Genomic DNA, 26,135 nt, shown 5'->3' with positions numbered 1-26,135 from the left:
CACCCACGACGAGAGGTAGTGATCATGAGTAACCGGAACACCGGCCCGGCCGTCGAGGCCGACGGCCTGGTCCGGTCGTTCGGCTCGACCCGAGCGCTCGACGGCCTGGATCTCCGGGTCCCCGCCGGCACCGTCTACGGGCTGCTCGGGCCGAACGGCGCCGGGAAGACCACCGCGGTGCGGGTGCTGGCCACGCTGTTGCGTCCGGACGGCGGGCGGGCCCGGGTGTTCGGGCACGACGTCGTCGCCGAGGCGGACGCGGTGCGCGCCCGGGTCAGCCTGACCGGCCAGTACGCCTCGCTCGACGAGGACCTGACCGGGGCGGAGAACCTGGTCCTGCTGGGTCGGCTGCTCGGCCTGGGCCGGCCGGCGGCTCGGCAGCGGGCCGAGCGGCTGCTCGCCGCGTTCGGGCTGACCGAGGCGGCCGGCCGGCAGGTGAAGAAGTACTCCGGCGGGATGCGGCGGCGGATCGACATCGCGGCGAGCATCCTCAACACCCCGGACCTGCTCTTCCTGGACGAGCCGACGACCGGGCTGGACCCGCGCAGCCGCAACCAGGTGTGGGAGATCATTCGGGCGGTGGTCGCGCACGGCACCACGGTGCTGCTGACCACCCAGTACCTGGACGAGGCCGACCAGCTCGCCGGCCGCATCGCGGTGGTCGACCACGGCCGGGTGATCGCGGAGGGCACCCCGGGCGAGCTGAAGTCGTCGGTCGGCTCCGGCACCGTCCACGTGCGGCTGCGCGACGCCGGGGAGCGGCCCCGGGCCGAGCAGGTGCTGCGGGTGGCGCTGGGCGTGCCGGTGCAGCTGGAGGCGGATCCGGTGGTGCTCACCGCCCGGGTCGGCGAGGACGGCACCGACCTGGAGGCCGGCGAGCAGGCCGCGCGGGCCCTCGGCGAGCTGGCCCGGGCCGGCATCGTGGTGGACGACTTCTCCCTCGGCCAGCCGAGCCTGGACGAGGTGTTCCTGGCCCTGACCGACCATCCCGCCGTGTCGACGGACGAGCGGGACGACGAACTGGAGACGGCCCGATGAGCGACACCGCGACCACGACCGGGCGGCCGCCGTCCGTCTACGTGCCGTCCGCCGAGGCGTTGGCGACGGTCCTCGCCCCGGGCGAGCGGCCGCCGAGGCCGAGCGCCCTCGCCGCGTCGCTGACCTTCGGCTGGCGGGCGATGCTGAAGATCAAGCACGTGCCGGAGCAGCTCTTCGACGTGACCGCGTTCCCGATCATCATGGTGCTGATGTTCACCTACCTGTTCGGCGGCGCGCTCGCCGACAGCCCGCGGGACTACCTGCAGTTCTTCCTGCCGGGCATCATGGTGACCAGCGTCGTGATGATCACGATGTACACCGGTGTCGGGCTGAACAACGACATCGAGAAGGGCGTCTTCGACCGGATCCGCACCCTTCCGGTCTGGCGGCCGGCCGCGCTGGTCGGCATGATCTTCGGCGACGTACTGCGCTACGTGCTCGCCGCGGTGGTCATCCTCGGCGTCGGGCTGGCGCTCGGGTTCCGGCCCGCCGGCGGGCCGCTCGGGGTGCTCGCCGGCATCGGCCTGCTGGTGGTCTTCTCGTTCGCGTTCTCCTGGGTCTGGACGTTTTTCGGCCTGGTGCTGCGCAGCGAGAAGTCGGTGATGGGGGTCAGCATGATGGTGCTGTTCCCGCTGACCTTCCTGAGCAACGTCTTCGTCGACCCGGCCACCATGCCGGGCTGGCTCCAGGCGTTCGTCAAGGCCAACCCGGTCACCCACCTGGTGGCGGCCGTGCGCGCCGCGATGGGCGGAACCGCGGACGCGACCAACACGATGTGGCTGCTGTTGTGGAGCGCCGGGTTCGTGGCCGTCTTCGGCACGCTGACCATGTACCGCTACAACCGCCGCTGATCCGACGGGACGACGGGGGTGCCGCCGCGGCGACACCCCCGTCGTCGTCCCGCCCCTACCGGACGCGGTTCGCCCACCGCCAGTTGTGTACGAAGCCGTGCTTCACACCGCCGAAGAAGTACGCCCACACGGGGCTCGTGGCGTACGGGCCGATCTCGTCGAACATGGCCTTCGCCTCGTCCCGGCGATCGGACAGCGAGTAAGCGAGGGCGAGCCAGTTGCGGCACACCATCGCGTCGCCGTGCCGGGGCGGGCCGGCCGCTCGCCACTTCGCCGCGCAGGCGTCGTACTCCTGCCACACCTCGGGACGCTGGAAGTACCGGCGGCAGGCCAGCACCCCTTCCGGAGTGGGGGTGCCCCAGTTGAACTCGCGCATCGCGTACTCGAAGTGCGCGAACAGGGGAAGCAGGGTGACCGCCGTCCCGGGCGGTGCGGCGGCCGCAGTGGCCCGGGCCAGGCCGAACATCTCCTCGTGCGAGCCGTACCACTTCTCGCAGAGGAAGCTCACCGCCGCCAGGTGGATCCCCAGGTTGAACGGGTCGCGGCGCCGCGCCTCCGTGAATGCCTGGTGGAACTCCGCCTGTAGCGAGCGGCCGTCGGAGAACATCGCCCACAGCACGTCGATCCACGGCACGGGATCGTGGGGCGCGAGGGCGATGGCCCGGCGCGCGGCGACCGCGGCCTGGGCCGACAGCTCGGCGAACCCCTGGAACTGCTCCTGGGTCGTCTGGCTGGCCGGGGCTGAACCCCGCGCCCGGCCCGCTCGTTCCGCGAGCCTCGCGGCGAGGAGGACGGCGGCGGTCGGATCGTCGGGGGCGGACACCAGCCAGGCGTCCAGCCACGTGTCGTCGGCGGCGGCGTCGCTGAGGACGGAGACCCGGCGGGCGCGGCGCTCCCAGTCGGGGCCGGCGGCCTCGATCACGTCGCGGGCGGCACGCCAGTCGGCGGACGCCTTGTCCCGCGCGGCACGCAGCTCCAGGTCGTCGAGGGCCCGGTCCAGGTCGACGGCCGGCTCCACCGGCCGCTGAGCACGGCTGAAAGGGTTCCGGAACATCGAGGGAGCATATGCCGCTCGGACCGGTCGTGGTGGCCGGCCGGTCCGGCAGCTGATTATCGTCGATCCCGGGCCGCGGGCTCAGCGGCCAGCTGCCTCACCAGGCTCGGAGAGGCGCCAGGGCACGGGCTCGGTGGGCAGGTAGCGGCAGGAGCTGCCGGTGGAGACGGTGGCGCGCAGATGCTCGGCGAGCGCCGGATGCCGGTCGTCCAGCCGGCGCAGCGTGTCACGGATCCGGGCCGTCACCGCCTTGCGGGCCCGCTCGGCCTCGTCGCCGAGCCGGCGGGTGCGCCCGGCCAGCCCGGCCGCGGCGCGCAGCTCGGCCAGCAACGCGGTGCGCTCAGCGTCCAGGGCGCCCACCTTCCGGTCGTCGCCGCGGACGGCGGCCCGGTCGATCTCGTCGTCGAGCCGTTGCAGGTGCCGCCGGTAGCGGGCCTTGGCCTCTTCGTCGAGGACCGGGTCACCACCGAGCCGCCGGGCGGCGACCAGCTCCGGCCCGGCGGCGGGGTCGAGCAGTTCGACCGCGGGGACGTCGACGCCGGGCCGGCTCAGCAGCAGCCGCAGGTCGTGCAGGCCCTTGGCGTCGGGCAGGTGCGCCACCGTGCCGGCGTAGGCGAGCCGCCACACGGCCCCGTCCCGCCGGAACTCGGGCACGACGGCGGCCTCGACCCCGCCGGCCCGGTCGCCGCCCACGATGCCGGGACCGGCCGAACCATCGGCCGACTGACCCGCTCCGGCCGGTGTTGCCACCGCGACGGCGCGACCCAACCCGGCCGGGGCCGACACCCCGACGGCGTAGGCCGGTGCCGGTACGGCGCGGGCGTGATCTGACCCGGCCGGCGCCGGCAGCGCGTCGGCATGACCGGATCCTGCCTGCGCTGGCAGCGCGTTGGCATGACCCGGTCCGGCCGGCGCCGGCAGCGCGTCGGCCAGGCTCGCCTCCGGTCCTCGTGCCACCTCTCCGGCGGCGGTGGGAGCAGCCGCCTCGCCGAGCCGGTGCAGAACCTGGGTCATGCCGAGCGCCCGCGCCTCGGCCACCGTCGCGGCGCGCAGCCGGGCCGCCGTGGCCGCGTCGCCGGCCCGCCCACATGCGGTGAGGGCGGCCACCAGCCCGGCCCGGCTGAGCAGCGACCACGGCCGGGCACCCATCCGGTCGGCGGCGTCGCGGGACGCCGCGTAGCCGGCGACCGCGTCGTCCCAGCGCTGCTCGGCGGCGTCCACGGCGGCCAGCCAGAGGTCGACCGGGCCGCTGATGTCGCAGCCGAAGAACGCGGCCATCCACCGGCCCCGGTGCGGCTCCAGCGCCGCCCGCACCTCGGCGCACCGCCGGGGATCCGCGGCCGCGGCCGCCGCCTGTGCCCGCAGCCGCAGCCACAACGGCGACACCGGCCGGGGATACGGAGTGCCGGCCGCCTCGATCCCGGCGGTCAGCCGCAGGACGGTCTCCGCGTCGCCGCGCTCGGCGGCCGTGATCGCCCGGAGCAGCCCCCGCTGCGGGTGGCCGGCCGCCTCCGGCGCGTCCAGCAACGCCTCGGCCTCGGCGAGGCGCCCCCGAAGCAGGAGCAGGGACCAGCGCAGGTGCAGGCCCATGAAGGCGTGGTCGGGGTGCTCCCACTCGCCGTACCCGTCCATCTCGGCGTAGTGCGCCTCGGCCGCGTCGAAGTCCCCGCGGAAGGCGGCGATGATGCCGCTGTCGATGGCCGCCGCCATCCGCTGCCGGGCGACCTCGCCCTGCCGGCAGCCGGTGACGAAGGCCGTGTGCTCGTGGGAATAGCCCGGGTCGCCGAGTTCCAGCAGCGCCACCCAGCGCAGCGAGGTGGCCCACAGCTCGGTCTCCCGGTCTCCGGTGCGGCGGGCCACCTCCCGGATCTCCGCGGTGACCACGGCCCGGTCCTCGGCGGTGCCGAGCCCCCAGGTGGTGTCGTGCCGGGCCCACAGGCTGAAGGTGAGCGCCTCGTCGTCGCGGCCGTGCCGCGCGAGCGTCTCGGTGGCGGTGATCAGGTCGGTGACCAGGGCGCTCGTCCCCCGACCCGGCTCGGGCTCGCCGATCAACCGCCGGTACGCCTCGCGGACCAGCGCGTCGGCGTCGGTGCGGCGCCGGGCGGCCGCCTCCTGCCGGTGGGCGGTGAGCGCGACGCGGGCCAGCATCGCCGGCTCGTCGAGCGGGCGGGCCAGGGCCGCGGCGTCGGCGAGCAGCCGCTCGGCCTCGTCCTGCGACCCGACGTGGTGCAGCAGTTGGGCCAGCTCCAGCAGCACCTTGACCCGGCGGGCCGGCTCGTCGGCGACCTCCAGCGCGCGGCGGAAGTGCTGCACCGACTCCTCCACGGCCAGCCGCCCGCCGGCTTCCCGGGCGGCGGCGACCAGCAGCTCGACGGCCCGCCCCGGGTCGAGGTCGGCGCCGGCCAGCCAGGCGTGGCGGGCCAGGTCGGCCGGGATGAGCCGCTCGGCGAGCGCCGCCGACCGGTCGACGGCGCGGACCACGGCGGCGTGCCGGGCCCGGCGCTCGGCGTCGGTCAACCCGTCGTAGAGGGTCTCCCGGACCAGGTCGTGGGCGAAGGCGAACCGGCCGCCGCCCCGGGCCAGCACGAGCCGGGCGCTGGCCGCGCGGTCGAGCAGCCGGTCCACCTGCGCGACCGGGGCGGGTAGACAGGCGGCGAGAACCTGGCGGTGGAAGTCGCGGCCGAGCACGGCGGCCACGATGAGGGCCTCGACCACCGGGGCGGGCAACTGGTCGAGGCGGCGGCGCACCGCCTCCCGTACGCCGGGGGCGATGGTGGTGGCCAAGCCGTCGGTGTGCCACAGCCGGGCGGTCTGCTCGACGAAGAACGGGTTGCCGCCGGTGCGCCGGTGCACCTCGTCGACGAGGTCGGCGCCCGGTTCGCGCCCGGCGGTGCGGCGGATCAGCGCAGCCACCTCGTCGCGGCCCAGGCCGGCGAGGGTGATGGTGGTGGCCTTGGCGGTCAGCGGCAGCAGCAGCGGCCGGAGCCGGTGGTCGCCGGACTCGACCTCGGCGTCGCGGTAGGTGCCGACCAGCAGCAGCCGTTCGAACCAGGTGTGCTGGGTGGCGAACTGGAGCAGCCGCATCGACGCCGGATCGGCCCAGTGCAGGTCGTCCAGGACGACCACCACCGGCCGGTGCTGGGCGACGGCCACCAGCGCGGTGGTCACCGCGTCGTGCAGGGCGAACTCCGCCTGACCGCCGTCGTCGGTCGGTTCCTCCCCGGCCGGGTCGGCGCCGGTGCGCTCGCCGAGCAGCGCGGCGAGCCCCGGCCCGGCGGCCGTCTGCGCCCGGGCCCAGTCGTCGGGCCAGCGGCCCAGGCGGCGCAGCACCTGCACCCACGGCCAGTAGCCGGGGGCGCTGTCGGAGTCCCAGCAGGCCGCGCCGAGCACCAGCGCCCCGCGCCGCCGGGCGTCGTCGGCGACGGCGCTCACCAGCGTGGTCTTGCCGATGCCCGGCTCGCCGGTGACCAGCACCAGGCCGCCGTGGCTGGCGGTCACCCGGTCCACTTCGGCGCGCAGCAGGGCCGCGGGATGCTCCCGCCCGATGATCGCCTCGCCGAACCGCGGCTCCATGACCTCACGACGGTAGTCGACCGCACCGACAACGCGGGGAACCCGCGCGAACGCTTCGCCGCGCACTGGCCACACGTCACCCGGGCCCGAGCGGGTGGTCGCCGACCCGTTGAACACCAAGCTCAAGTACGTCGCCTCGAACTCCCTGCGCGCGCCGCTGCGGCAAGCGCATCTGGCCCGACGACCGGAACCTCGCCACGTTCCGGCTGACCCACTGCGAGCCGACGAGCACCGGGGCGCTGCTGCCGCACTACGCCCGGGGCACGGAGTGAGGCGCAAGGCCCATGACTAGCGGTCGAGGCAGCGGGTAACCGCGGCCCATGGGTAGCCACAAGCAGAACAAGCACGATCCGGGCGGCGAGTCGGCGCGGGCGCACCGGCACCCGGGCAGCGGCGCGCCGGGCCGCCAGGGCTCGGGGATGGAGCGCACGGGGAAGCGGCACCAGTTGCACACCGCCACCGGCGCCGCCGGGAGCGAACGGGACCAGGGCCGCGCCAAGGTCCAGGGCGAGCAGCGGGTCCAACGGCGGGGCACCAGCTGACATGGCCATGTTCCTGCTGCGGTCGACCTACACCGCCGACGGGCTCAGCGGACTGATCCGGGACGGTGGCACCAAACGCGTGGACGTGGTGCGGAAGATGGTCGAGGACGCCGGAGGACGGGTGGAGTCGATGTACTTCGCCTTCGCCGACGACGACACCTACGTGCTGTGCGAGATGCCCGACCACCGGACCACCGCCGCGCTGGCCATCGCCATCGGCGCGGCCGGTGGGCTCCAGGTACAGGTCACCCCACTGCTCACCCCGGCCGACGTCGACGAGGCGACCCGGACTCGCGCCGCCTACAGCGCCCCGGGGGCCTGAGGCACGGGACGGTCCCGAGGGCTGGGCTTTTCGATTGATAAGGATGAATGGGATTCCCCAGCATCCGCACCATGCGTGCCCGCCACGTCACCGTCAGCGCCATCCTCGCCGTCCTGGCGAGCCTGCTCGGCTGGGGAGCACCGAGTCCACCGGCATCACGCTGACCGGGCTGGCGCCGGGCACCAGCTACCGGATCGCCGTCCAGGCGTACGCGCCGGGCGGCTACTCCGACACCTCGCCGGTGACCGTGGTCCGCACCGCGTACGGCCGCGCGAGGGCCGACCACCTCAACCTGGACTGGTCGCCCACGAACACCCAGGCGCAGTTCGCCCTTCAGGTCACCAACACCGGCGCGACGCCGCTGGACCTCACCACGGTCCGGGTGCGCTACCACCTGCGCTTCGAGGACGGCAACCCCTCGCTGGTGATCGAGTGCGACTGGGCGGCGCTGGGCTGCGGCACGGCCCGCCGCACCCTGCAGTACTTCCTTCCGCCCGCGCCGCCGCCGAGCCCCACCCCGACGGTCTATCCGCTCCCCGGCACTCCGGTCCCCGGCTGGGTCGAGCTGACCTTCACCGCGGGCGTGCTGGCCCCCGGCGCCTCCTCCGGGCCGATCCAGCTCCGGCTGCACCGGCCGAACTGGACGGACCTCGACGAGCGGGACGACCCGAGCTGGCGGGCCGCCACCGGCGGCTGGGTCGAGAACGACCACGTCACCCTCGACGTCGACGGCGTGCGCGAGTTCGGCGACACCTGGTCCTGAGGACAGCACCGGCGGCGCAACGCCTGTGCCGCCGGAATCCATTCGTGGGCGGCCCTGCGCACGGGTGCTCAGCCGCGCGCCGCAGCCGGCAAGCTCCGCGCCGGTTGGGCGGGGACGGCCGCGCCCAGGGGTGGCAGGGTCACCGTCACGACCAGTCCGCCGCCCTCGCGGGGATGGGCTTGGACGGCACCACCGTGCGCCTGGGCCACCGCCCGCACGATCGACAGGCCCAGCCCGAAGCCCCGCCCGGCGCCGGCCCGGTCCCGCGCGCCGCTGCGCTGGGGAGCGGCCACCCGGTCATGGTGCAGCCGCCGGAACGGCTGGAAGATCGTCTCGATCTCGTAGCCGGGCACCACCGGTCCGGTGTTGGCCACGACCAGGGTGGCGCGGCCGTCGACGATGCCGGTGCTCACGTCGATCTCGCCGCCGGCCGGCAGGTTGTGCCGGACCGCGTTCTCCACCAGGTTCTGCGTCAGCCGCTCCAGCAGCACCGGATCCCCGGCCGTGGCGGCGGGCGCGAGCCGCCGGCGTAGGTTCGGCCCTTGCGTGCCGGCCACCTGGTCGAGGAGGTGGCCGGCGATTTCCGCGAGGTCCACCGGGGTCCGGTCGACCACCCGCTGTTCCGAGTCGGCCAGGGTGAGCAGCCCGTCGATGAGCCGCTCATGTCGCTCGTTGACCGCCATCAGGGTCTCCCCGAGCTGCCGCAGTTCGGCGGAGGCGCCCGGCCGGGACATCGCCACCTCCAGCAGCGACCGGTTGAGCGCCAGCGGCGTACGCAGCTCGTGGGACGCGTTCGCCACGAACCGCCGCTGCCCGTCGAAGGACCGGTCGAGCCGCTCCAGCATCAGGTCGAAGGTGTCGGCCAGTTCCTTCACCTCGTCCCGCGGGCCCCGCAGCGCGATCCGCTCGTGCAGCCCCCGCCCGCCCGCGTCGGCCGCGGCGATCCGCCGGGCGGTGCCGGTGATCTGGTGCAGCGGCTGCAACGCCCGCCCGGCGATCAGCCACCCGAAGCCGAGGGCCACCACCGAGATCAGCAGCAGCGCCACCCCGCCCTGGGTCAGCAGCGACTCCAGTGCGTTCCGCTTCGCCTCGTCCTGGGCCTCTCGAACAAGGATGCGCACCTGTTCCATCGCGCCCGGGGCGGGCACCTTGCCGAACGGGGCGGCTTGGACGATGTCGGTCTTGGCGATCACGCCGGTCAGCGGCTCCCGCATCCGCTGGTCCACCAGCACGTAGGTGACGGCGAGCAGGACCACGCCGGCGAGCAGCAGGAGCCCGCCGTACACCAGGGTCAGCCGCGCCCGGATGGTCAGTCGTTTCACGGGATCTGATACCCCACTCCCGGCACCGTCTCGACCACCTGCGGGTCGCCGAGCTTGCGGCGCAGCTTCATGACGGTCACCCGCACCACGTTGGTGAACGGGTCGATGTGCTCGTCCCAGACCCGGTCCAGCAACTCCTCGGCGGAGACCACCGCCCCGCCGGCCCGGACCAGCTCCGCCAGCACCGCGAACTCCTTGCGGGACAGCGCCACGTACCGGCCGTCCCGGTAGACCTCCCGGCGGGCCGGGTCGACCACGATGCCGGCCCGGCTCAGCCTGGGCGGTGCCGCCGGCCGCGCCCGCCGGGCCAGCGCGTGCACCCGGGCGGAGAGTTCGACCAGTGCGAACGGTTTGACCAGGTAGTCGTCGGCGCCGAGGGCCAGCCCCGCCACCCGTTCCCGCACGGCCGCGGCGGCGGTCAGCATCAGCACCCGGGTCTCGGCGCCGCTGTCCACCACCGCCCGGCACACGTCGTCGCCGTGCACCACCGGCAGGTCCCGGTCGAGCACCACCACGTCGTAGTCGGTGACGCCGAGCCGTTCCAGCGCCGCGTCCCCGTCGTACGCCACGTCCACGGCGAACGCCTCCCGGCGCAGCCACTCCGCGATGGAGTCGGCCAGCAGCGTCTCGTCCTCGACCACCAGTACTCGCACGTCCCCCATGGTGCCGCGCCCGTGGATAACGGCGGCGTTAACGCCGGCGGTTACGCCCGGGATACCGCCGCTGCGGTCGACTCGTCCGTATCGGCCGGCGATCGGCGCCGGCCGGGAGGAAGGAGTTGTGCCATGCGCCGACGAATGTCGGGCACACTGCTCGTCCTGCCCCTGCTCCTGGGTCTGGCGGTCACCGGCTGCGCGGGTGCCGACCAGGACGGGGAGCGGGTGGCCACGGCCGGCGGCGGTGCGGGCGGCGCCTCGCCCAGCGCCAGCGTCGCCCAGGTCAGCGACGAGGACCGGCAGCGCGAGTTCGCCAAGTGCATGCGGGAGAACGGGGTGCCGGACTTCCCCGACCCGGAACCCGGCGAGGGTGGCGGCTTCCGCATCCGGATGCCCGCCGGGACGGACAAGGCGAAGGTCCAGGCGGCCATGGAGCAGTGCCGCAGCCTGATGCCGGGCGGCGGCAAGGCGCTCAAGCTCGACCCCGAGCAGGTGGAGAAGGTCCGGCAGCTGGCCCGGTGCATGCGGGAGAACGGGGTGCCCGACTTCCCGGACCCGGGCCCGGACGGCAGCATCGAACTCAAGGGCGGCGCCGACATCGACCCGGAGAATCCGACCACCCGGGCCGCGCTGGAGAAGTGCCGCAAGGGTGGCGCGCCGCTGCTGATGAAGAGGACCTCGTGAGCGCGCGGAGCGAGCCGGGTCTCGCGACCCCCGCAGCCGCGAACAACGCTGGCAACGTGAGCGCGAGCAGTGAGCCGAGTTTTGCGACCACCGCAGTCGCGAACAACGGAGGCCCCGTGAGCGCCGGCACCACCGCGCTGGCCGCGGCGACCACCACCGCCGCACCCCCGGCAGCCGGGCGCAGCCGTCGCCGCCGCCGGGGGCGTACCCCGCTGGTGGTGGCCTCGGCGGTGGTGGTCGCCGCCGCGGCGGGCGTCACGGCCGCGGTGGCCGCCCGTGGCCAAGACGGCGGTACGGCGGCCGGCGGCAGCCTGCCCCCGGCGACCGCCCAGGTCACCCGCCAGACCCTGGTCGACGCGGAGAGCTTCGACGGGGAACTCGGCTACGGCGCCAGCCACCACGCGGCGCCGCGCGGTGGCGGCACGGTCACCTGGCTGGCCGCCACCGGCGCCCAGGTCACCCGGGGCAGGCCGCTGTACGCGGTCGACGACGCCGAGGTCGTGCTGCTGTACGGGAAGCTGCCGGCGTACCGGACCCTGGGTCCGGGCACGTCCGGCGACGACGTGCGGCAGTTCGAGCGGAACCTGGCCGCGCTCGGCTACTCGGGGTTCACGGTCGACGACGACTACACCTCGGCCACCGCGGACGCGGTGCGGGACTGGCAGGAGGACCTCGGCCTGCCCGAGACCGGCCGGGTGGAGCCGGGCCGGGTGGTCTACGCCGACGGCGCGGTCCGGGTGGAGAGCCACGACGCGGAACCCGGCGACTCGGCTCAGCCGGGGCAGGCGGTGCTGACCTGGACCGGCACCACCCGGGTGGTGACCGTGTCCCTCGACGTCGACGACGAGCGGCTGGCGAAGAAGGGCGCCAAGGTGACCGTCGCGCTGCCCGACGGGAAGGAGGTCGCCGGCACGGTCGCCGGCACCGAGACGGTGATCGACACCGGCACCGAGGGCGGGGCGGGCGGCCAGGGCGAACCGGAGACGAAGATCGACGTCACCGTGACGGCGGCCGACCCGAAGGCGCTGACCGGGTTCGACCAGGCCTCGGCCAAGGTGGCGTTCACCGCCGCCGAGCGCCGCGACGTGCTGACCGTGCCGGTCGCCGCGCTGCTGGCGCTGGCCGAGGGCGGGTACGGCGTGCAGCTCGTCGAGGGCGACGCCACCCGGATCGTCGCCGTGGAAACCGGCCTGTTCGCCTCCGGCCGGGTGGAGGTCTCCGGCGCGGGACTCACCGAGGGAGCGACCGTGGGGATGCCGACATGACCGGCGACACAGTCGTCGAGCTGACCGACGTGACCAAGGTCTACCCGGGCGTACGGGCCCTCGACGGGGTCTCCCTGACCGTCCGGTACGGCGAACTGGTCGCCATCGTCGGCCCCTCCGGGTCGGGCAAGTCCACGATGCTGCACCTGATCGGCACTCTGGACCGCCCGTCCACCGGCCGGGTACGCATCGACGGGCACGACGTGGCCGCGCTCGGCGACCGGCAGCTCTCCGCGCTGCGGTCCACCCGGATCGGCTTCGTCTTCCAGCAGTTCCACCTCGCCCCGAACGTGCCGGTGCGGGACAACGTCGCCGACGGGTTGCTGTACGCGGGCGTACCCCTTCGGGAGCGGCGGCGACGGGCGGAGGCTGCGCTGGCCCGGGTCGGGCTGGGGCACCGGCTCGACCATCGGCCGCACGAGCTGTCCGGCGGCGAGCGGCAGCGGGTGGCGATCGCCCGCGCCGTGGTGGGCGCACCCGCGCTGCTGCTGGCCGACGAACCGACCGGCAACCTGGATTCGGCGTCCGGCGCCGGGGTGCTGGCGCTGCTGCGCGACCTGCACGCGGCCGGGACCACCATCGTGGTGATCACCCACGACCTGGAGGTCGCGGCCGGCCTGCCCCGCCGGGTCCAGATGCGCGACGGCCGGATCGTGGCCGACCACCGACCCGTGGGGGTGCCGGCATGAGCGGGCCGGTCAGGCTGGCGCCCGCCCGGCTGCGGCCCCGGGACGTCCTGCGGGTCGGCGGCGTCGGGCTGCGCACCCGGCCGCTGCGGGCCTTCCTGTCGGCGCTGGGCATCGCGATCGGGATCGCCGCCATGGTGTCGGTGGTCGGGATCTCCGCGTCGTCCCGGGCGGAGCTGGACCGCACGCTGGCCGAACTCGGCACCAACCTGCTCACCGTCGGTCCGGGCAACACGCTCTTCGGCGACGACGCCCAACTGCCGGCGGAGTCGGTGGCGATGATCGGGCGGATCGGGCCGGTACGGGAGGTCGCCGCCACCGGGCTGCTGTCCGACGCGCGGGTGTACCGCTCCGACCTGATCTCCCGGGGCGAGAGCGGCGGGATCGCCGCCCGCGCCGCCGGCCTGGAACTGCGCGACACGGTCGGGCTGGAGGTGGTCAGCGGCACCTGGCTGAACGCCGCCACGGCCCGCTACCCGGCCGTGGTGCTCGGTGCCACCACGGCCCGGCGGCTCGGCATCGGCGCCGCCGGAGCGGACGTGCGGATCCAGCTCGGTGGGCGCTGGTTCACGGTGCTGGGGATCCTGGCGCCCGCGCCGCTCGCGCCGGAGCTGGACCTGTCCGCGCTGGTCGGCTGGGACGCCGCGAGGTCGTACCTCGACTTCGACGGGCACCCGACGACGGTCTACACCCGGACGTCGGAGACCGCGGTCGAGGCGGTCCGCGCGGTGCTCGCCGCCACGGCGAACCCGGAGGCGCCGAACGAGGTCAAGGTCGCGCGCCCCTCGGACGCGCTCGCCGCGAAGCAGGCCACCGACGAGGCGTTCACCGGGCTGCTGCTCGGCCTCGGCGCGGTCGCCCTGCTGGTGGGGGGCGTCGGGGTGGCGAACACCATGGTCATCTCGGTGCTGGAGCGGCGCCCGGAGATCGGCCTGCGCCGGTCGCTCGGGGCCACCCGCGGGCAGGTCCGCACCCAGTTCCTGGCCGAGTCGCTGCTGCTGTCCGCGCTCGGCGGGCTCGGCGGGGTGCTGCTGGGCAGCGCGGTCACGGCCGGCTACGCGTTCTCCCGGTCCTGGCCGGCGGTGGTGCCGCCCTGGGTGCTGGGCGGTGGGGTGGGCGTGACCCTGCTGATCGGGGCGCTGGCCGGGCTCTACCCGGCGATCCGCGCGGCGCGGCTCGCACCGACCGAGGCGCTCGCCACGCCGTGAGCGCGGGCCGGCGGGTCGTGGCCGGGGTGACCGGCCACGACCCGCCGGCCGTTTCACTCGGATACTCCCGGGTACCCGGGTCGCCCGGTCGGTTCCCGGCACGACCGAGGGTCGTGGCGAGGGCCTGTTGAAGTTCGTCCGCGACCAGCACCCGCAGTGGCTGCCCCGGACCCGGGCCGAGTACCAGCCCTAACTGTCGCGCTGACGGAGCGCGGCTTCGCCGAGGGGCGTACGCCGGTAGCGGATCTCGTGCCGGTGTCGTTCCCCGGCGACGAATCCGGCGTCGCGCAGCACCGACAGATGCTCGGACACCGTCCCGGCGGCCAGCGCGTGGCGGTGGGCCAGCGTCGTCGTGCTGGCCGGCTCGTCGAGGCTGACCAGCAGCGCCGCCCGGGTTCTGCCGATCAACCGGCCCAGAGCCGCATGCCGATCGGTGGACAGGGGCTGCCAGAGCGTGCCGAGCCCACGCGCCGGATAGATCACTGTGGGCTGCCACGGCGGGTCCACGATGACCACCACCTGATCCCATTTGAAGGCGCTGGGCACCAGGGCGAGCCCTTCGCCGCGCAGGTCGCGATGCTCGTCGTCGCCGTACTCGCGGGTCAGCACGCCGTTTTTCCAGCGCAGCCGTGGATGTAGCTCGGCGAACAACCGGTCGAGGCCGCCTTCGGCGAGTCGCCGGGTCTGGAAGCCCACATCGGCGTCGAGCAGCCCGCGTACGTGCGGCCAGACCGGTTCGACCAGGACCTGCCATGCCCGCTTCACACGTGAGACCAGCGTCTGGAGAGCAATGGCCGGGTCGCCCAGCAGCAGGCGTCCGGTCGCCGACTCGGCCGCCCCCGGGGTGTCCGCCAGTGACCGGCGCACCTCTGCGCGTACCCGATCATGGTCGGTGGCCGCCACGGCCGCGAGCTCGTCGTCGAACCGGGCGTGGGGGCTGACCGGAGGCGGCGAGAGGAAGTCGGGGGTGTAGCCGCGACGCGGCTGGAGCAGGGCGATCGGCCGCAGGTCGAGGTCCCGCGTGTCGAGGGTGTCGAGCCAGCGGCGGTGGGGGCCGACGCCTTCGCGCGGGGAGAGCAGGCGCACCGCGGACAGCGTCTCGAAGATGGGCGAGATGGCGAAGCGGCAGCGCAGCAGGTCGGCGGGGCTGAACCGCAGCGTGACCGCCATCCGCTCCACCTCCCGGACGACGAGATTCGGCCGTCGCCGAATCAGTCGCGGCCACGGTATCAGCGCTCGCAGAGTGTCTCCCGTCCGAACCGACGATCACGAGGAGAACGACGATGAACCCGAGCGCCGACTGGGAGCAGCGCAGCGCGGAGCTGTGGGCGGCCTTCAACGCGGCACCCGACGGCTGGGACGAGGAGGAGTTCCGCGCGCGGGTCGGCGTCCTCGCCGACGAGTTGGGGCCGGATCATCCGGTGGCGGCCTTCGAGCGGGCCTGCGCCTGGGACTCGACCGGTCATTCGGACAAGGCGGTGCCGCTCTACCGCAGGGCGCTGGAGCTGGGCATCGACGGCATCCGCCGGCGGCGCTCGGTGATCCAGATGTCCAGCTCGCTGCGGAACACCGGGCAGCCCGAGGAGAGCGTCCGGCTGCTGACCGAGGAGCGCGAGCGCGGCTCCGACGAGCTCGACGACGCGGTCAGCGCGACGCTCGCCCTGGCGCTGACCAGCGTCGGCCGGGAGCGGGAGGCAGTCGCGATCGCCGTCGGGGCGCTGGCCAGGCACCTGCCCCGCTACCAGCGGTCGATGGCCAACTATGCCCGGCTCCTGGTGGAGCCTCACTGATCCGCCGGCTGGACGAGGAGTTCGGAACCACTCGTCTAGGTGCTGGCCGGGAAGCGCTCGTGCCCCAGCACAGCGAGCAGCCGCAGCTTCTCGTAACCCTCGCTGCGCGGCGGCGCGGTGAGCACCAGCAGGGCCTGGGACTGGTCCTCGGTGAACAGCACCTGGCAGTCCAGCTCGATCGGGCCGAGCTCGGGGTGGATCAGCGTCTTGTGGTCGGCGAAGCGCTGGGCCACCTCGTGCCGCTCCCACAGCTTGGCGAACTCCGGGCTGATCTTCTGCAGCGCCCGCACCAGCTCGCCGGCCCGCGACTGCGGCCCCATCGACCCGTACGCGGCGCGCAGGTTGGCGACCTGGGCGCGGCTCTGCCGGTCGCGGTCCTCCTCGGGGTAGCGGGCCCGCTCCGCAGGGTCGGTGAACCACCGGTAGATCTCGCTGCGGGCCAGGCCCGTATGACCGGATCTGTCCCCGAACAGGGCTTCGGCCATCCGGTTCTGCACCAGGATCTCGCCGAGGTTGGACAGGATGAGCGCCGGGGTGTCCGCCAGCCGGTCCAGCACCCGCAGCAGCGCCGGGGAGACGTGCGTCGCCGCGGAAACCGGGGACGGCGGGTTGTGACCCGCCACCCGGAAGAGGTAGTCGCGCTCGTCGCCGGTCAGCCGCAGCGCCCGGGCGAGGGAGGCGAGCAGCTGGGGGCTGGGCTGCGGGCCGCGCTGCTGCTCCAGGCGGGTGTAGTAGTCGGTCGACATGGTGGCGAGGGCGGCCACCTCCTCGCGCCGCAGCCCGGGCGCGCGCCGGCGGGCTCCGGCGGGCAGCCCGACGTCCCCGGGCTGCAGCGCCTCGCGGCGGCGGCGGAGGAAGTCGGCCAGGGCTGCGCGGTCCATGATCCCAGTATCCGCCCGCCGCGCGGGTCAACCAGGGATTGCCGATCCCCCGATAACCGCTCTCTGCCCCCGAACCGTCACGGTGGGCCAGGCTCTAGGTATGAACATTTCCGGAAACACCATCTTCGTCCCCGGCTCCACGAGCGGGATCGGCCTCGCCCTCGCCCTCGAACTCAAGGCCAAGGGCAACACCGTCATCATCGGCGGCCGGCGCACCGACCTGCTCGAGAAGGTCGCCGCGGAGCACCCCGACATCGACACCGTCACGATCGACACGGCGGATCCCGCGAGCATCGCCTCGGCCGCCGCGCAGGTGCTGGCGAAGCACCCGGACCTCAACGTCCTGGTCGCCATGGCGGGCATCATGCGCGTCGAGGACTGGCACCAGCCCGAGTCGTTCCTCACCTCGGCCGAGGAGGTCGTGACCACCAACGTGCTCGGCCCGATCCGCCTCATCGCCGCGTTCATCGAGCACCTTCAGGCACAGCCGGACGCGACGATCATGACCGTCTCCTCGGGCCTCGCGTTCGCGCCGCTCAGGGCCACCCCGAGCTACAACGCGTCAAAGGCCGCCATCCACATGCTCAGCGAGTCGATCCGGCTCCAGCTCGCCGACACTACCGTGAAGGTCGTGGAGCTCGAGCCGCCGTCGGTGCGTACCGCGCTGCTGCCCGGGCAGGAGACCAGCGAGTTCGCCATGCCGCTCGAAGATTTCGTGGCGGAGGTCGTCGCGCTGATCGAGTCGCAGCCGGACGCGAAGGAGATCCAGGTCGAGCGGGTCAAGTTCCTCCGCTACGGCGAGGCGCGCGGCGACTACGACCAGGTGGTCGCCACGCTCAACGCCCACGACCCGCACGGCAGGTAGCCGTCATCGGCGGATCGGTCCCGGCCGGCCGACCGGCGTCGGCCGGCCGGGCCGCTCGCGGAGCGGTGGACACTCAGTCGAAGGTCGCGGTCGTCAAGTTCTCCTGGACGACGTGGGCACACCCCTCCACCCGGCAGGTGTCCTCCAGGAGCGACCGGATGGCCGGGGTCACCCGGAGGTTCTGGGCGAACCCCACCATGTCCGCGTAGAGCTGGCTGTGCGTGCGCTCATACCGGCGGCGCTTCGGAATGGCGGTGAGGAAGCCGGCGCGCACGGCACCGTTGAGCACGGAAGCCGGATCGACGATGCGCCGCCCCGACAGCAGGCCCTTCTCGTCCAGCGAGTCACGACGGTAGTGGCCGTCCGGCCGGACGAACTTCAGGAACAGGAACCGCAGTTGGAGGGCGGTGGGGCAGGGGCCGACAAAGGGGTGCTCCCGACGCCCGTCCGCGCCCAGCAGCTTGACGAAGTCCGCGACGTCCTCGATGGCGGTGCGTGAGTCGATCTCCACGGAGACGAAGCCGGTGAGATGCCCGAAGTCGGCCTCGGCGAGGGTGGGCAGGCAGGCGTCGAACCGGGTGCCGTGCAACGTCGCGTCGGACAGGTCGCAGCCGGTCATGACGCAGCTGGTGAAGCGGGTCGACTCCAGGTTCGCGCCGCGGAAGCTGACACCGGCCAGCGACAGGCCCGAGAAGGTGAGCCCGGAGAGGTCCTGGCGTTCCAGCGGAGCGTGGATCAGCAGCCGGGCGCAGTCGGGAAGCCCGAGGAGCACCTGGAGGATGTTGCGGAACGCCGTGGGGGTGGCGGTGGCGCTGGACAGCCGGGTGAGCAGCTCCTCGCCGGCGGCGAGTTCCCTGATCCGGGCGCACAGCACCCGCAGGGCGAAGGAGTCGGGCGGGAACGGGCGGCAGTCCAACAACTGCGCGAACCGCACCGGATTGACGGCGAAGTACTGGGCGGCACGGATCCCGATCTGGTGCTCGAAGATCACATCCTGCGCGAAGCGCACCCGCTGCCGCTCCGACGCGGCCCGGAAGACCGGCAGGCGGCAGATGGCCGCAGTGCACCGCTCGCGCTCGGGTTCGGACAGGTCCGAGGGAATCACGAACTCGGCGAGCTGGCCGATCTCGTCGATCGGCACACCGCGGTTGTCGTTCTCCAGCTCGGCGACGGCGACGTGACTGATGACGTCGAGCAGGTCGTGCCGGGAGACGACGTGCTCCTGCAACTGCTCCTTCTTGTACTCGCGATCCATGATCGCGTCGACGGCGTCGTGGACCAGATCCATCTCGGAGTAGTCGTTCGGTATCCCGTCGGTCTTGCCCTCGGCGACCCGCTCGGCGAGCAGTTCGGCGTAGTACGGGGTGCCGCAGAGCTTCATCAGCTCCGGCTTCGCGTCGAGGATCGACAGCAGTTCGCGGTCCTTGTCCTGCAGTCGGATGCGCGCGAAGGTCGTGATCGACTCGGGCTGCCACGGCAGCAGGCGGAACTCCTCGACGTATTCGTGGGCCACCGCGAGGAAGTCCCGCAGTGCCTGGTTGGAGCTCAGCAGCGAATCACGGACGCAGAGCAGGATGCGCGGGGTCGTGGGGTTGTCCGGTCGGGCGACGATCTCGTGGATGTACTCGAAGAAGCCCGGGTCCTGGGCGATGACCTCGTCCAGCCCGTCCAGCAGCCAGCTCGCGAACCCGCGGGTGAGCATCCACTGGAACGTCGGCTGCTTGACCGGCCGCGCGACCTCGGTCTGCAGCAGCGCGTCGACCATGGGCCCGAGTGCGGGCGCACTGGCCAGCGCGGCGTAGTCCGGCAGGAGTGGCAGCGGCCGGTAGGCCCGCCGTAGCTGCTTCTTCGCCTTCTGGAAGTTCGTGTAGAGCGTGGCGAACAGCGACGAGAACAGGATGCTCTTGCCGTAGCCCGCCGGCGCGGTCACCAGCACGATCGGGCGGTCCCAGTCGCCCGGGCTGTCGAAGCGGCGAGCCAGCTCGGTGAGCAGGTCGCTGCCCACCACTCCGGTGCCCACCGCCTCGAAGGGCTGCGGGGTACGCCGGCGCGCCTCGGTCTCCCCGTCGCGGCGTAGCTGCTGCGCGGCCGTTCCCGCCAGCGCCGACACGGACGTGTCGTCCCATTTGAACCGGGCGTCGAAGAACTGGATCGGGACCCGGATGTCGACGTTGTACTCGTGCTTGGCGACTCGCCGGAACTCCGTCGACAGCCCCTGGGTGGACTCGACCAGCAGGAACTTCGCGCCCGGAGTACGCGCCTCCTCGGCGAAGCGTTGCAGGAGGGTCGCCTCGCGGCGATGCAGTTCCTCGGCGTCCGGGGCGGCCGGGCACCACACCGTCATGTGCTCGCTGTTGTCCGCGTACGCCGCCCGCCTCGCCCGGACGACCTCGCCCCGCAGTTCCCCGGGAACCGACCAGCCTTCCGACTCGAGGAACGTCACAGCCTCGTCGTACAGCGTCATGAACAGTCCTCCATCAGGAATCGAAAGGGTTCCCACCGGTCCGGCCGGCCGACGACGTGCAGGTAGGCGCAGGCCCGGCTGACCGCGATGTAGCTGGTCGTCCAGTCCTCCTCGCCGTCGTCGGCATAGACGACGGCCGGCGCCTCACAGCCGTGGAACTGCCGCACGGTGCAGACCGCCAGCTCGTCGCCGCGCAGCCCGCTCGTCGTCCGCACGCCCCGCTCCGCCAGGGTCCGGCGGATCGCGGCATGGTTCGCCTGCGTCGACGTCACCACCACCAGTTGGGAGGCCGACAGGTCCTTCAGGATCTCCAGGACCGCGTCCGCGCACGCCGACGCGAGGTCCGCGGAGCCGCCGCTGAACCGCGGCGCCCGCCCGGCCGGCCCGGTGACCGGCGTGTGCGCTCCCGAGATCCGCGCGACGAGCTTCGCGATCGGCAGGACGTTGCGGCAGTTCTCGGTCAGCCAGAACTCGTTGAACCCGCCGTCGGGCCGTGGGCGCCAGGTGCCGGACGAGTCGCGCTGGTACGGGTCGGCGAAGAGCACCACCGATCCGTCGGGGCGGACCAGTTCGCGCAGGGCCTCCCGGAGATCCTCGTCATGACTCTGCGCCTCGTCGACGATGAGGCAGTCCAGCGGCTTGCCGTACGCCTCGGCCAGGCCCAGCACGGTTGCCCACAGCTGCTCGCCCTCGTAGTCGCGCAGGCGATCGGCGCCGTAGAGGTCGCACAGCACGTCCTCCGGGTCGCCGGAGCTGACGCCTTCCACCCGCAACCTGCGGCGGATCTCCAGGCGCAGGTTGCGCTGCTGTCCGATCACCGCGACCCGCAGCCCCCGGGCGGCCAACTCGCGCGCCCGCTCCTGGGCGAGGACGGTCTTGCCGGTTCCGGCCGCACCGAGCACCAGCGAGGCGCGCTTCTTGGAGGTCCCTTCGAGCACCTCTAGTTGGCGACCGGTCAGGCGGATCTGGCGCTGGGTCAGGCGGGCGAGGTCGTCGGACGCCAGATCGACGTCGTAGCGGAGGGTGCGGGCGACGACCGCGGTCGGCGCGAGCGCCGCCAGGGCCTTCTCGAAGTCCGACTGGCTGGCCCAGCCGTGCTGGTCCCAGTGGGCCATGACGCGTTCCACGAGCATCGGCGCGTGCTCCAGCGCCGCAGCGCTCAGCGCGATCGTGTCCGGGGCGTGCGGACCGAGATTGCCCGACGGTCGGCCGTCGGCGAACACGACGCAGTGCCCGGCCGGGACGTGCCGGATGCCGGCGGTGTCGCGCAGCCACCCGGCCAGGGCGTATTTGTTCCGCACGGCCTGGTCGAACGGGTCGACGTTCAGCGGCACGTCGCCGCCGCGGCGCTGGGCGAACCACTGCCGGCCGGCGACCCGGTAGGAACCGTCCTTGACCTCCATGATCAGCAGACCGCGCCCGGGGTGGAGCAGGACGAAGTCCGCCTCGCCCATCCGCCACCTCGGCCGGCCGGCGTCGAAGTACGCGAGGCTGTGCAGCACGAACCACGAGTCGTTGAGCGACCGGAGCTTGTCGAAGACGGCCCGCTCCCCGCGAGTGGCGTTCGCTCGCAGGTTCTTCGGATAGAAGCGCGCCAAGTCCGCCTCCGCAACACGGGCCGTTCGACGACTGGGGTGACGACGCGAGCATCCACATTGTCCGCTCGTTCAGCGGCTGTCGCGCTCCACCGGACTTGCGGTCTTCCCTGGACGATCGGTCATCCGGGGGTCACGCACAGCGAACCGATCGCCCCGACGACCTCGCGCAAGTGATGAACATCGTGGCCGAACGGATGAAGAAGCAGGGTGGGGACATGGAGGCAGAATTCGGAAATCAACCGCGCCTCGATGAGCTCACGGAGGAGCCGCAGATGGCCGTCGGAAACAAAGGTGTCCTGCTCGTCGACTGGGACAACCTGGCCGGCGCGATCATCGGCCGCGGCCACGTGGTGGAGCGCGGCATCGTCGACGCCCTGTGGAGCGACGCGACGACCCGCTGCGGCGGCCACCTGCAGTACAAGCACATGGCGGCGGCGAAGTTCGACGGAAGCATCTCCACGGCGATGACCGAGCACCTCATCGACGACGAGGTGGTGGGCAGCACCAAGGAGCAGGCCGACATCCATCTGACCGTGCTGGCGATGGACTACCTCTACCAGGACTGCGGCCAGTTCGTCCTGGTCACCGGCGACCAGGACTTCATCCCGCTGATCCGTCGCCTGCTGCGCGACGGCTGCCGAGTCACGGTCGTGTACGGCGACAAGGACCGGCTCTCCACCCAGTTCCGCGGCATCCTCACCCTGCCCGGGCTGGACTCCATCTGCATCGACGACATCTACACCCTGAAGAAGCCTCCGCCGGTCACCTGCCGGGCGCTGCTGGGCCTGCTCGAACTGCAGCGTCGCGGCATCATCCTGGGCGGCAAGGAGCAGGCCGACCGCACCGCGACCCTGGCCCGCTGGGGCATCCTGGAGAACGAGGACGAGAGCCGGTACTGGGCGCTCATCGAGTCGCTCGGTCACAAGGTCGTCCGTTCCGACGCTGCGGTGCGGGCCAAGGAGCAGTTCCTGCCGCGCAACGCCACCCGCACCTACCTCGACGTCGGCGCCGGCCGGTTCGGCGACATCACGGCCGTCGACTACGTGGTCCGGCGGCTCGCCGCCCGACCCAAGGGCCTGACGGTCACGGAACTGCGTACGGGCCCCCTCCAGGCGGACACCGGCGCCCGGCTGCTGCGCGTGCTCGACGCGCTGACCGCCGTGCAGCTCGTGCGCAAGGGCGCCGACGACACGTATGCGGTGACAGTGGACGATCTCGGCCTCGGCTACCTGGAACCGCTGTGGCGGGTCCACGCCGGCCTGACCATGGAGTGCTTCCGGACGCAGAGCCGGACCATCCCGTTCCGGCGCCTGCCCGGCCTGCTCAGCGCGACCGGCGTCGGGCAGGGCCAGGAGAAGTTCGCCGCCGGCCTGATCAACAGGGTCATGAAGTACGCCAGCGCGGCAGGCGTCGTGGACGCCGTCGCGGTCGGCGGCGCCCGCCACGCGCTGGCCACGAACTCACCGCTCGCCCGTCTGATCGAGGACGCCTATCACGAGCTCTACCGGGCCTTCGTCGGGCGGGCGCCGAGCCCGATACCGGAGAGCGAGATCCTCGAGTTCATGGCGGTCAAGGACCGGACGCGGGCCGAGCCGGTGTTCGGTTACGACCCCCGCGACCGGCACCGGATCCTGCGCGTCCTGGCCCAGTCCCGGGCCATCACCTGGCGCAGCGAGAAGGTCACGATCCCCCAGACCCGCTGGGGCGACGCCGGTTCGTCGTTCGCCTAGGAGCGCCCGTGCCGCGCTGGACGAGGCCCCTGCTGCGCGGCGCCGGCAGGTACGGGCTGGCGCTCGCCGGGACGGTGGCCGTCTGCGCCGCCGGCACGGCCGTCGTGGTGGCCTTCACCTGGCGGGCAGACCGGGCGGCCGCGGTCGCCGGTTCCTTCGCCGCCGTCGCGTCCACCATCGGCGTGCTGGCCGCGATCTACCTGTCCCGGCAGGCGTTGTCCCGGACCGACCGGCAGCTCACGGAAACCCGCCGGGCCCTGGTGCTGAGCAGGTACCCGCTCCTGCTGCCGGTCCACCAGTCAGTCGCGTTCCCGGACTCCGGCGGCATGCTGGCCCAGCACCCACCCGCCCAGGAGCGCTTCGCGCTGACCTCCGCGCCCGCCCCGGCGTACGCGTTCCTCGCGATCACGAAGGACAGGTTCCTCGTCCCGGTGGAGAACGTCGGTGAGGGGCCGGCGCTGCGCGTCCGAGGGACGTTGTGGTGCTCGGACGGGCGCAACGGACCGGTCGCCGGCGTGCCGGCCCTCGGGGTGGGCCGGACCGGCGTGCTGGCAGCCGTGCTCCACACCGACGGACGGCCGATGCCGGAGGAATTCCGCACGACGGAGCACGACGGAGTCGTCTACTGGCTCGATCTCGACTACGCCGACGTCTTCGCGAACCCGCGCCGGACGACGGCGCTCTTCGACCCGCGCGGGATCGGTGCCTGGCACTACGTGCAGGGACACGAGCCGGGAACGCTCTGACCGCGCTCCGGACATCCTGGGAAAGTGAAAGCCCCAGCACGAAGGCTGGGGCCGGGTATTGAGACGGATCGAACGATGACTACGTTTCAGCTCATCATCGCCAGCCACCATCTCCCCTATGAGTAGAGGCTACGGACACGCTCCGCGAGCGTCAACTCGGCCACCCGTCCGTGTCTGCGCTCCGATCAGCTCACCAAGAGCAGCGACTTGACGGTCGCCGCGCTGCATCCGGCCACGACAAGTCTCGCTGGACAGCTCCCCTGGTCCGCCCCGGGACCCGGCCGTCCCTGGTCAGGAGGCCCGGTGCGCGCCGAGGTGGGCGAGCATCGTGTGGTTGGCCTCCCAGCCGTCCGGGAACTTCACCGGCACGTCCAGGTGCACCCGCTCGGTCGACGGGTGCGCGTCCAGCAGCTCGGCGATCCCGGCCCGCGCCACCACCACGCAGGCGTGCCGGTGCCGGGACGCGAGCACGCAGAGCCGCCCCGACTCCAGGTGGAACGCCGTCGCGTCGCGCCGGCCCGAGAGCGGGTGCAGCACGATCGTCACGTCGTACTCCCGGCCCTGGAGCCGGTTGGCGGTGTCGACGGTGATGCCCGCGCCGGCCGCGCCCAGGTGCGACCGGATGGCCGCCACCTGGTCGCGGTGCGCGGCCCCGACAGCGATCCGGTCCGCGGTCACCGGCCCGCCGCCGGGCGCCTGCTCGGAGAACCCGACCGGTTTTCTGTCCAGGAATCGCAGGGCGAGGGCGGCGCAGGCCGCTGCGGCCTCGGAATCGGTACGCAGCGTGTGCCGGGCGGGCAGCTCGTGCAGCGCCCAGCCGGTGGCGGCCGCCACCTCGACCGTCGCGTCGAAGCGGTCGCCCGGCCCCGGCTCGGTGAACGTCAGCGCCCGCTCGGCCGGCCCGGTGCCGGCGCGAAACCCGGTGAACGGGTAGAACGCGGCGGCCACCACCGGCGCGGCGGTCGCGGGCAGCCGCCAGGACACCGGCAGCCGGTGCACCGGCAGCTCCGGGTTGTGCCGCAGCAGGGTGGCCACCGCCGACTGCATCGGATCCCAGGTCAACCCGGTCCACCGCGCGGTCTCAACGGTGGAGAACGGGTCGAGCTGCCCCGGATCGCCCACGAACAGCGCCCGCTCGAACCGCCCCGCCACGCGCAGCAGGGCGTCCGACCGCATCTGGTACGCCTCGTCGACGATCGCCCACGGCCAGACGCCCTCGGCCACGGTGGCCCACTTCGCGGCCGTACCGATGATGACGGCTGGACCGCCGAGATCGGCGACCTTGGCGGCGACCCGGACCGTCTCGTGGCCCTTCACCCGGTCGGTCGGCTGGTAGTCGGTCGCGGAGAGCCGGCCGATGCGCAGCTCGGGGGCCTTGCGGGCGAGCCGGTCGATGAGGTCGTCGACCTGCTCGTTGGTCTGCGCCACGATGATCAGCGGCTCGCCGGCGGCGGCCAGCTCGACGGCGGCGCGAACCACGAGGGTGGACTTGCCGGCGCCGGGCGGTGAGTCGACCACCACGCCCCGGTGATCGCCGGAGCGCAGGTCGGCGAGCACGGCGGTGATCACCCGCTCGGCCGCGACGGCCGGTGGGGCTGCCAGTTCCGCGAGCATGAATCACCCTCCCCGAGCCGACTGCCGAGCCCCGCCACCATACGAGCCGGGTCCGTCAGCGGCGGCGCTCCCCCACCGGGTAGCCGACCAGGTTCGGGTCGGGCCGCCGCGGAGGTACCGTGAGGAGGGCAAGGCTGTCGGTACAGCCAGAGCGTCATTCCCGGCGATCAGGTCCACCGGTCGTGGAGCAGCGCCATCTCCACCTCGTCCGGCTCGATGCCCCGCTGGTGTGCCTGCCCGGCCGCCCAGCGCAGGTAGGCGAGCCACTCCTCCGACACCCACCCGGACCGGCGGCGCACACCTGCCTCTTGGGGCAACCGGCGGGCCTTGTCGAGGATGAGCGGTTGCAGACCGTGGGCGCCGCGACGGTAGCCGGCGAAGTAGAGCAGCTTGGTGAGGAACACCGGGCCGAGCCGGGGCAACCGGGCTCCGCGGGCGGAGACCCGCGGAGCCCGGTGTGCCGGCATCGCTTCGGCGGCGAGG

At 73.2% G+C, this 26,135-nt stretch carries 23 protein-coding genes; 13 read left to right on the top strand and 10 right to left on the bottom strand.

Annotated elements, in window-relative coordinates:
• Positions 1-24: 24 nt before the first annotated feature.
• Positions 25-1,038 carry an ATP-binding cassette domain-containing protein gene (locus AC0OLQ_RS07000; protein WP_484530677.1) on the top strand — a complete coding sequence of 338 codons (1,014 nt, stop codon included), beginning with the start codon at positions 25-27 and terminating at the stop codon, positions 1,036-1,038.
• The gene (locus AC0OLQ_RS06995; protein ID WP_484530676.1) at positions 1,035-1,889 is read left to right on the top strand and encodes an ABC transporter permease; all 855 of its coding nucleotides are present in this window, start codon (positions 1,035-1,037) and stop codon (positions 1,887-1,889) included. Before AC0OLQ_RS07000 ends, AC0OLQ_RS06995 begins: the two co-directional genes overlap by 4 nt.
• A gap of 55 nt (positions 1,890-1,944) precedes the next feature.
• Here AC0OLQ_RS06995 and AC0OLQ_RS06990 read toward each other — a convergent pair whose 3' ends face one another.
• Together AC0OLQ_RS06990 and AC0OLQ_RS06985 are read right to left on the bottom strand one after the other, a co-directional pair.
• A complete protein-coding gene (locus AC0OLQ_RS06990) occupies positions 1,945-2,943 on the bottom strand; it encodes a hypothetical protein (RefSeq protein WP_484530675.1) in 999 nt (332 codons plus the stop codon).
• A gap of 81 nt (positions 2,944-3,024) precedes the next feature.
• The gene (locus AC0OLQ_RS06985; RefSeq protein WP_484530674.1) at positions 3,025-6,516 is read right to left on the bottom strand and encodes an ATP-binding protein; all 3,492 of its coding nucleotides are present in this window, start codon (positions 6,514-6,516) and stop codon (positions 3,025-3,027) included.
• Positions 6,517-6,836: 320 nt separating this feature from the next.
• Here AC0OLQ_RS06985 and AC0OLQ_RS06980 point away from each other — a divergent pair, with 320 nt between their 5' ends.
• The 3 genes from AC0OLQ_RS06980 to AC0OLQ_RS06970 are packed head-to-tail and all read left to right on the top strand — an operon-like array spanning position 6,837 to position 8,143.
• A complete protein-coding gene (locus AC0OLQ_RS06980; protein ID WP_484530673.1) occupies positions 6,837-7,058 on the top strand; it encodes a hypothetical protein in 222 nt (73 codons plus the stop codon).
• A gap of 1 nt (position 7,059) precedes the next feature.
• The gene (locus tag AC0OLQ_RS06975) at positions 7,060-7,380 is read left to right on the top strand and encodes a GYD domain-containing protein (RefSeq protein WP_484530672.1); all 321 of its coding nucleotides are present in this window, start codon (positions 7,060-7,062) and stop codon (positions 7,378-7,380) included.
• A 43-nt stretch (positions 7,381-7,423) separates the two neighbouring features.
• Positions 7,424-8,143 carry a cellulose binding domain-containing protein gene (locus tag AC0OLQ_RS06970; RefSeq protein ID WP_484530671.1) on the top strand — a complete coding sequence of 240 codons (720 nt, stop codon included), beginning with the start codon at positions 7,424-7,426 and terminating at the stop codon, positions 8,141-8,143.
• 68 nt (positions 8,144-8,211) lie between these two features.
• On the opposite strand, the gene AC0OLQ_RS06965 is transcribed toward AC0OLQ_RS06970, so the two are convergent.
• The gene (locus AC0OLQ_RS06965) at positions 8,212-9,465 is read right to left on the bottom strand and encodes a sensor histidine kinase (RefSeq protein ID WP_484530670.1); all 1,254 of its coding nucleotides are present in this window, start codon (positions 9,463-9,465) and stop codon (positions 8,212-8,214) included.
• Positions 9,462-10,118: a response regulator transcription factor gene (locus AC0OLQ_RS06960; RefSeq protein ID WP_484530669.1), complete on the bottom strand. Its 657-nt coding sequence runs from the start codon at positions 10,116-10,118 to the stop codon at positions 9,462-9,464. Before AC0OLQ_RS06960 ends, AC0OLQ_RS06965 begins: the two co-directional genes overlap by 4 nt.
• A 132-nt stretch (positions 10,119-10,250) precedes the next feature.
• Between AC0OLQ_RS06960 and AC0OLQ_RS06955 the strand changes: the two genes are divergently transcribed.
• The 4 genes from AC0OLQ_RS06955 (at position 10,251) to AC0OLQ_RS06940 (ending at position 13,964) form a co-directional block, all read left to right on the top strand.
• Entirely contained in the window at positions 10,251-10,805 is a 555-nt protein-coding gene (locus AC0OLQ_RS06955; RefSeq protein ID WP_484530668.1) for a hypothetical protein, read from the top strand.
• Between the two features lie 212 nt (positions 10,806-11,017).
• A complete protein-coding gene (locus tag AC0OLQ_RS06950) occupies positions 11,018-12,070 on the top strand; it encodes a peptidoglycan-binding protein (protein WP_484532291.1) in 1,053 nt (350 codons plus the stop codon).
• Entirely contained in the window at positions 12,067-12,759 is a 693-nt protein-coding gene (locus tag AC0OLQ_RS06945; RefSeq protein WP_484530667.1) for an ABC transporter ATP-binding protein, read from the top strand. The genes AC0OLQ_RS06950 and AC0OLQ_RS06945 overlap by 4 nt, the downstream gene beginning before the upstream one ends.
• The gene (locus AC0OLQ_RS06940; protein ID WP_484530666.1) at positions 12,756-13,964 is read left to right on the top strand and encodes an ABC transporter permease; all 1,209 of its coding nucleotides are present in this window, start codon (positions 12,756-12,758) and stop codon (positions 13,962-13,964) included. The genes AC0OLQ_RS06945 and AC0OLQ_RS06940 overlap by 4 nt, the downstream gene beginning before the upstream one ends.
• 189 nt (positions 13,965-14,153) lie before the next feature.
• Here AC0OLQ_RS06940 and AC0OLQ_RS06935 read toward each other — a convergent pair whose 3' ends face one another.
• Positions 14,154-15,134: an ArsR/SmtB family transcription factor gene (locus AC0OLQ_RS06935; protein WP_484530665.1), complete on the bottom strand. Its 981-nt coding sequence runs from the start codon at positions 15,132-15,134 to the stop codon at positions 14,154-14,156.
• A 113-nt stretch (positions 15,135-15,247) separates the two neighbouring features.
• Here AC0OLQ_RS06935 and AC0OLQ_RS06930 point away from each other — a divergent pair, with 113 nt between their 5' ends.
• Complete coding sequence (locus AC0OLQ_RS06930) at positions 15,248-15,754, top strand: tetratricopeptide repeat protein (protein WP_484530664.1); 507 nt, start codon at positions 15,248-15,250, stop codon at positions 15,752-15,754.
• A 35-nt stretch (positions 15,755-15,789) separates the two neighbouring features.
• On the opposite strand, the gene AC0OLQ_RS06925 is transcribed toward AC0OLQ_RS06930, so the two are convergent.
• Complete coding sequence (locus AC0OLQ_RS06925; RefSeq protein ID WP_484530663.1) at positions 15,790-16,635, bottom strand: helix-turn-helix transcriptional regulator; 846 nt, start codon at positions 16,633-16,635, stop codon at positions 15,790-15,792.
• Positions 16,636-16,735: 100 nt separating this feature from the next.
• Between AC0OLQ_RS06925 and AC0OLQ_RS06920 the strand changes: the two genes are divergently transcribed.
• Complete coding sequence (locus tag AC0OLQ_RS06920) at positions 16,736-17,500, top strand: SDR family oxidoreductase (RefSeq protein ID WP_484530662.1); 765 nt, start codon at positions 16,736-16,738, stop codon at positions 17,498-17,500.
• A 73-nt stretch (positions 17,501-17,573) separates the two neighbouring features.
• On the opposite strand, the gene AC0OLQ_RS06915 is transcribed toward AC0OLQ_RS06920, so the two are convergent.
• The gene (locus AC0OLQ_RS06915) at positions 17,574-19,964 is read right to left on the bottom strand and encodes a pentapeptide repeat-containing protein (RefSeq protein ID WP_484530661.1); all 2,391 of its coding nucleotides are present in this window, start codon (positions 19,962-19,964) and stop codon (positions 17,574-17,576) included.
• Positions 19,961-21,562, bottom strand: coding sequence for a nuclease-related domain-containing DEAD/DEAH box helicase (locus AC0OLQ_RS06910; RefSeq protein ID WP_484530660.1), 1,602 nt, complete (start codon positions 21,560-21,562; stop codon positions 19,961-19,963). The genes AC0OLQ_RS06915 and AC0OLQ_RS06910 overlap by 4 nt, the downstream gene beginning before the upstream one ends.
• Before the next feature lie 272 nt (positions 21,563-21,834).
• Here AC0OLQ_RS06910 and AC0OLQ_RS06905 point away from each other — a divergent pair, with 272 nt between their 5' ends.
• Together AC0OLQ_RS06905 and AC0OLQ_RS06900 are read left to right on the top strand one after the other, a co-directional pair.
• On the top strand, positions 21,835-23,292 hold the full coding sequence (locus AC0OLQ_RS06905) for an NYN domain-containing protein (RefSeq protein WP_484530659.1): 1,458 nt from the start codon (positions 21,835-21,837) through the stop codon (positions 23,290-23,292).
• A gap of 8 nt (positions 23,293-23,300) precedes the next feature.
• A complete protein-coding gene (locus tag AC0OLQ_RS06900) occupies positions 23,301-24,038 on the top strand; it encodes a hypothetical protein (RefSeq protein WP_484530658.1) in 738 nt (245 codons plus the stop codon).
• Positions 24,039-24,329: 291 nt separating this feature from the next.
• On the opposite strand, the gene AC0OLQ_RS06895 is transcribed toward AC0OLQ_RS06900, so the two are convergent.
• The gene (locus AC0OLQ_RS06895; RefSeq protein WP_484530657.1) at positions 24,330-25,652 is read right to left on the bottom strand and encodes an AAA domain-containing protein; all 1,323 of its coding nucleotides are present in this window, start codon (positions 25,650-25,652) and stop codon (positions 24,330-24,332) included.
• Between the two features lie 167 nt (positions 25,653-25,819).
• Positions 25,820-26,119, bottom strand: coding sequence for an 8-oxoguanine DNA glycosylase OGG fold protein (locus AC0OLQ_RS06890; RefSeq protein WP_484530656.1), 300 nt, complete (start codon positions 26,117-26,119; stop codon positions 25,820-25,822).
• Between the last annotated feature and the right edge of the window lie 16 nt (positions 26,120-26,135).

The sequence above is a fragment of the Micromonospora sp. Utrum1 genome, assembly GCF_057197805.1.
This window is presented reverse-complemented; position numbering and strand designations above follow the sequence as displayed.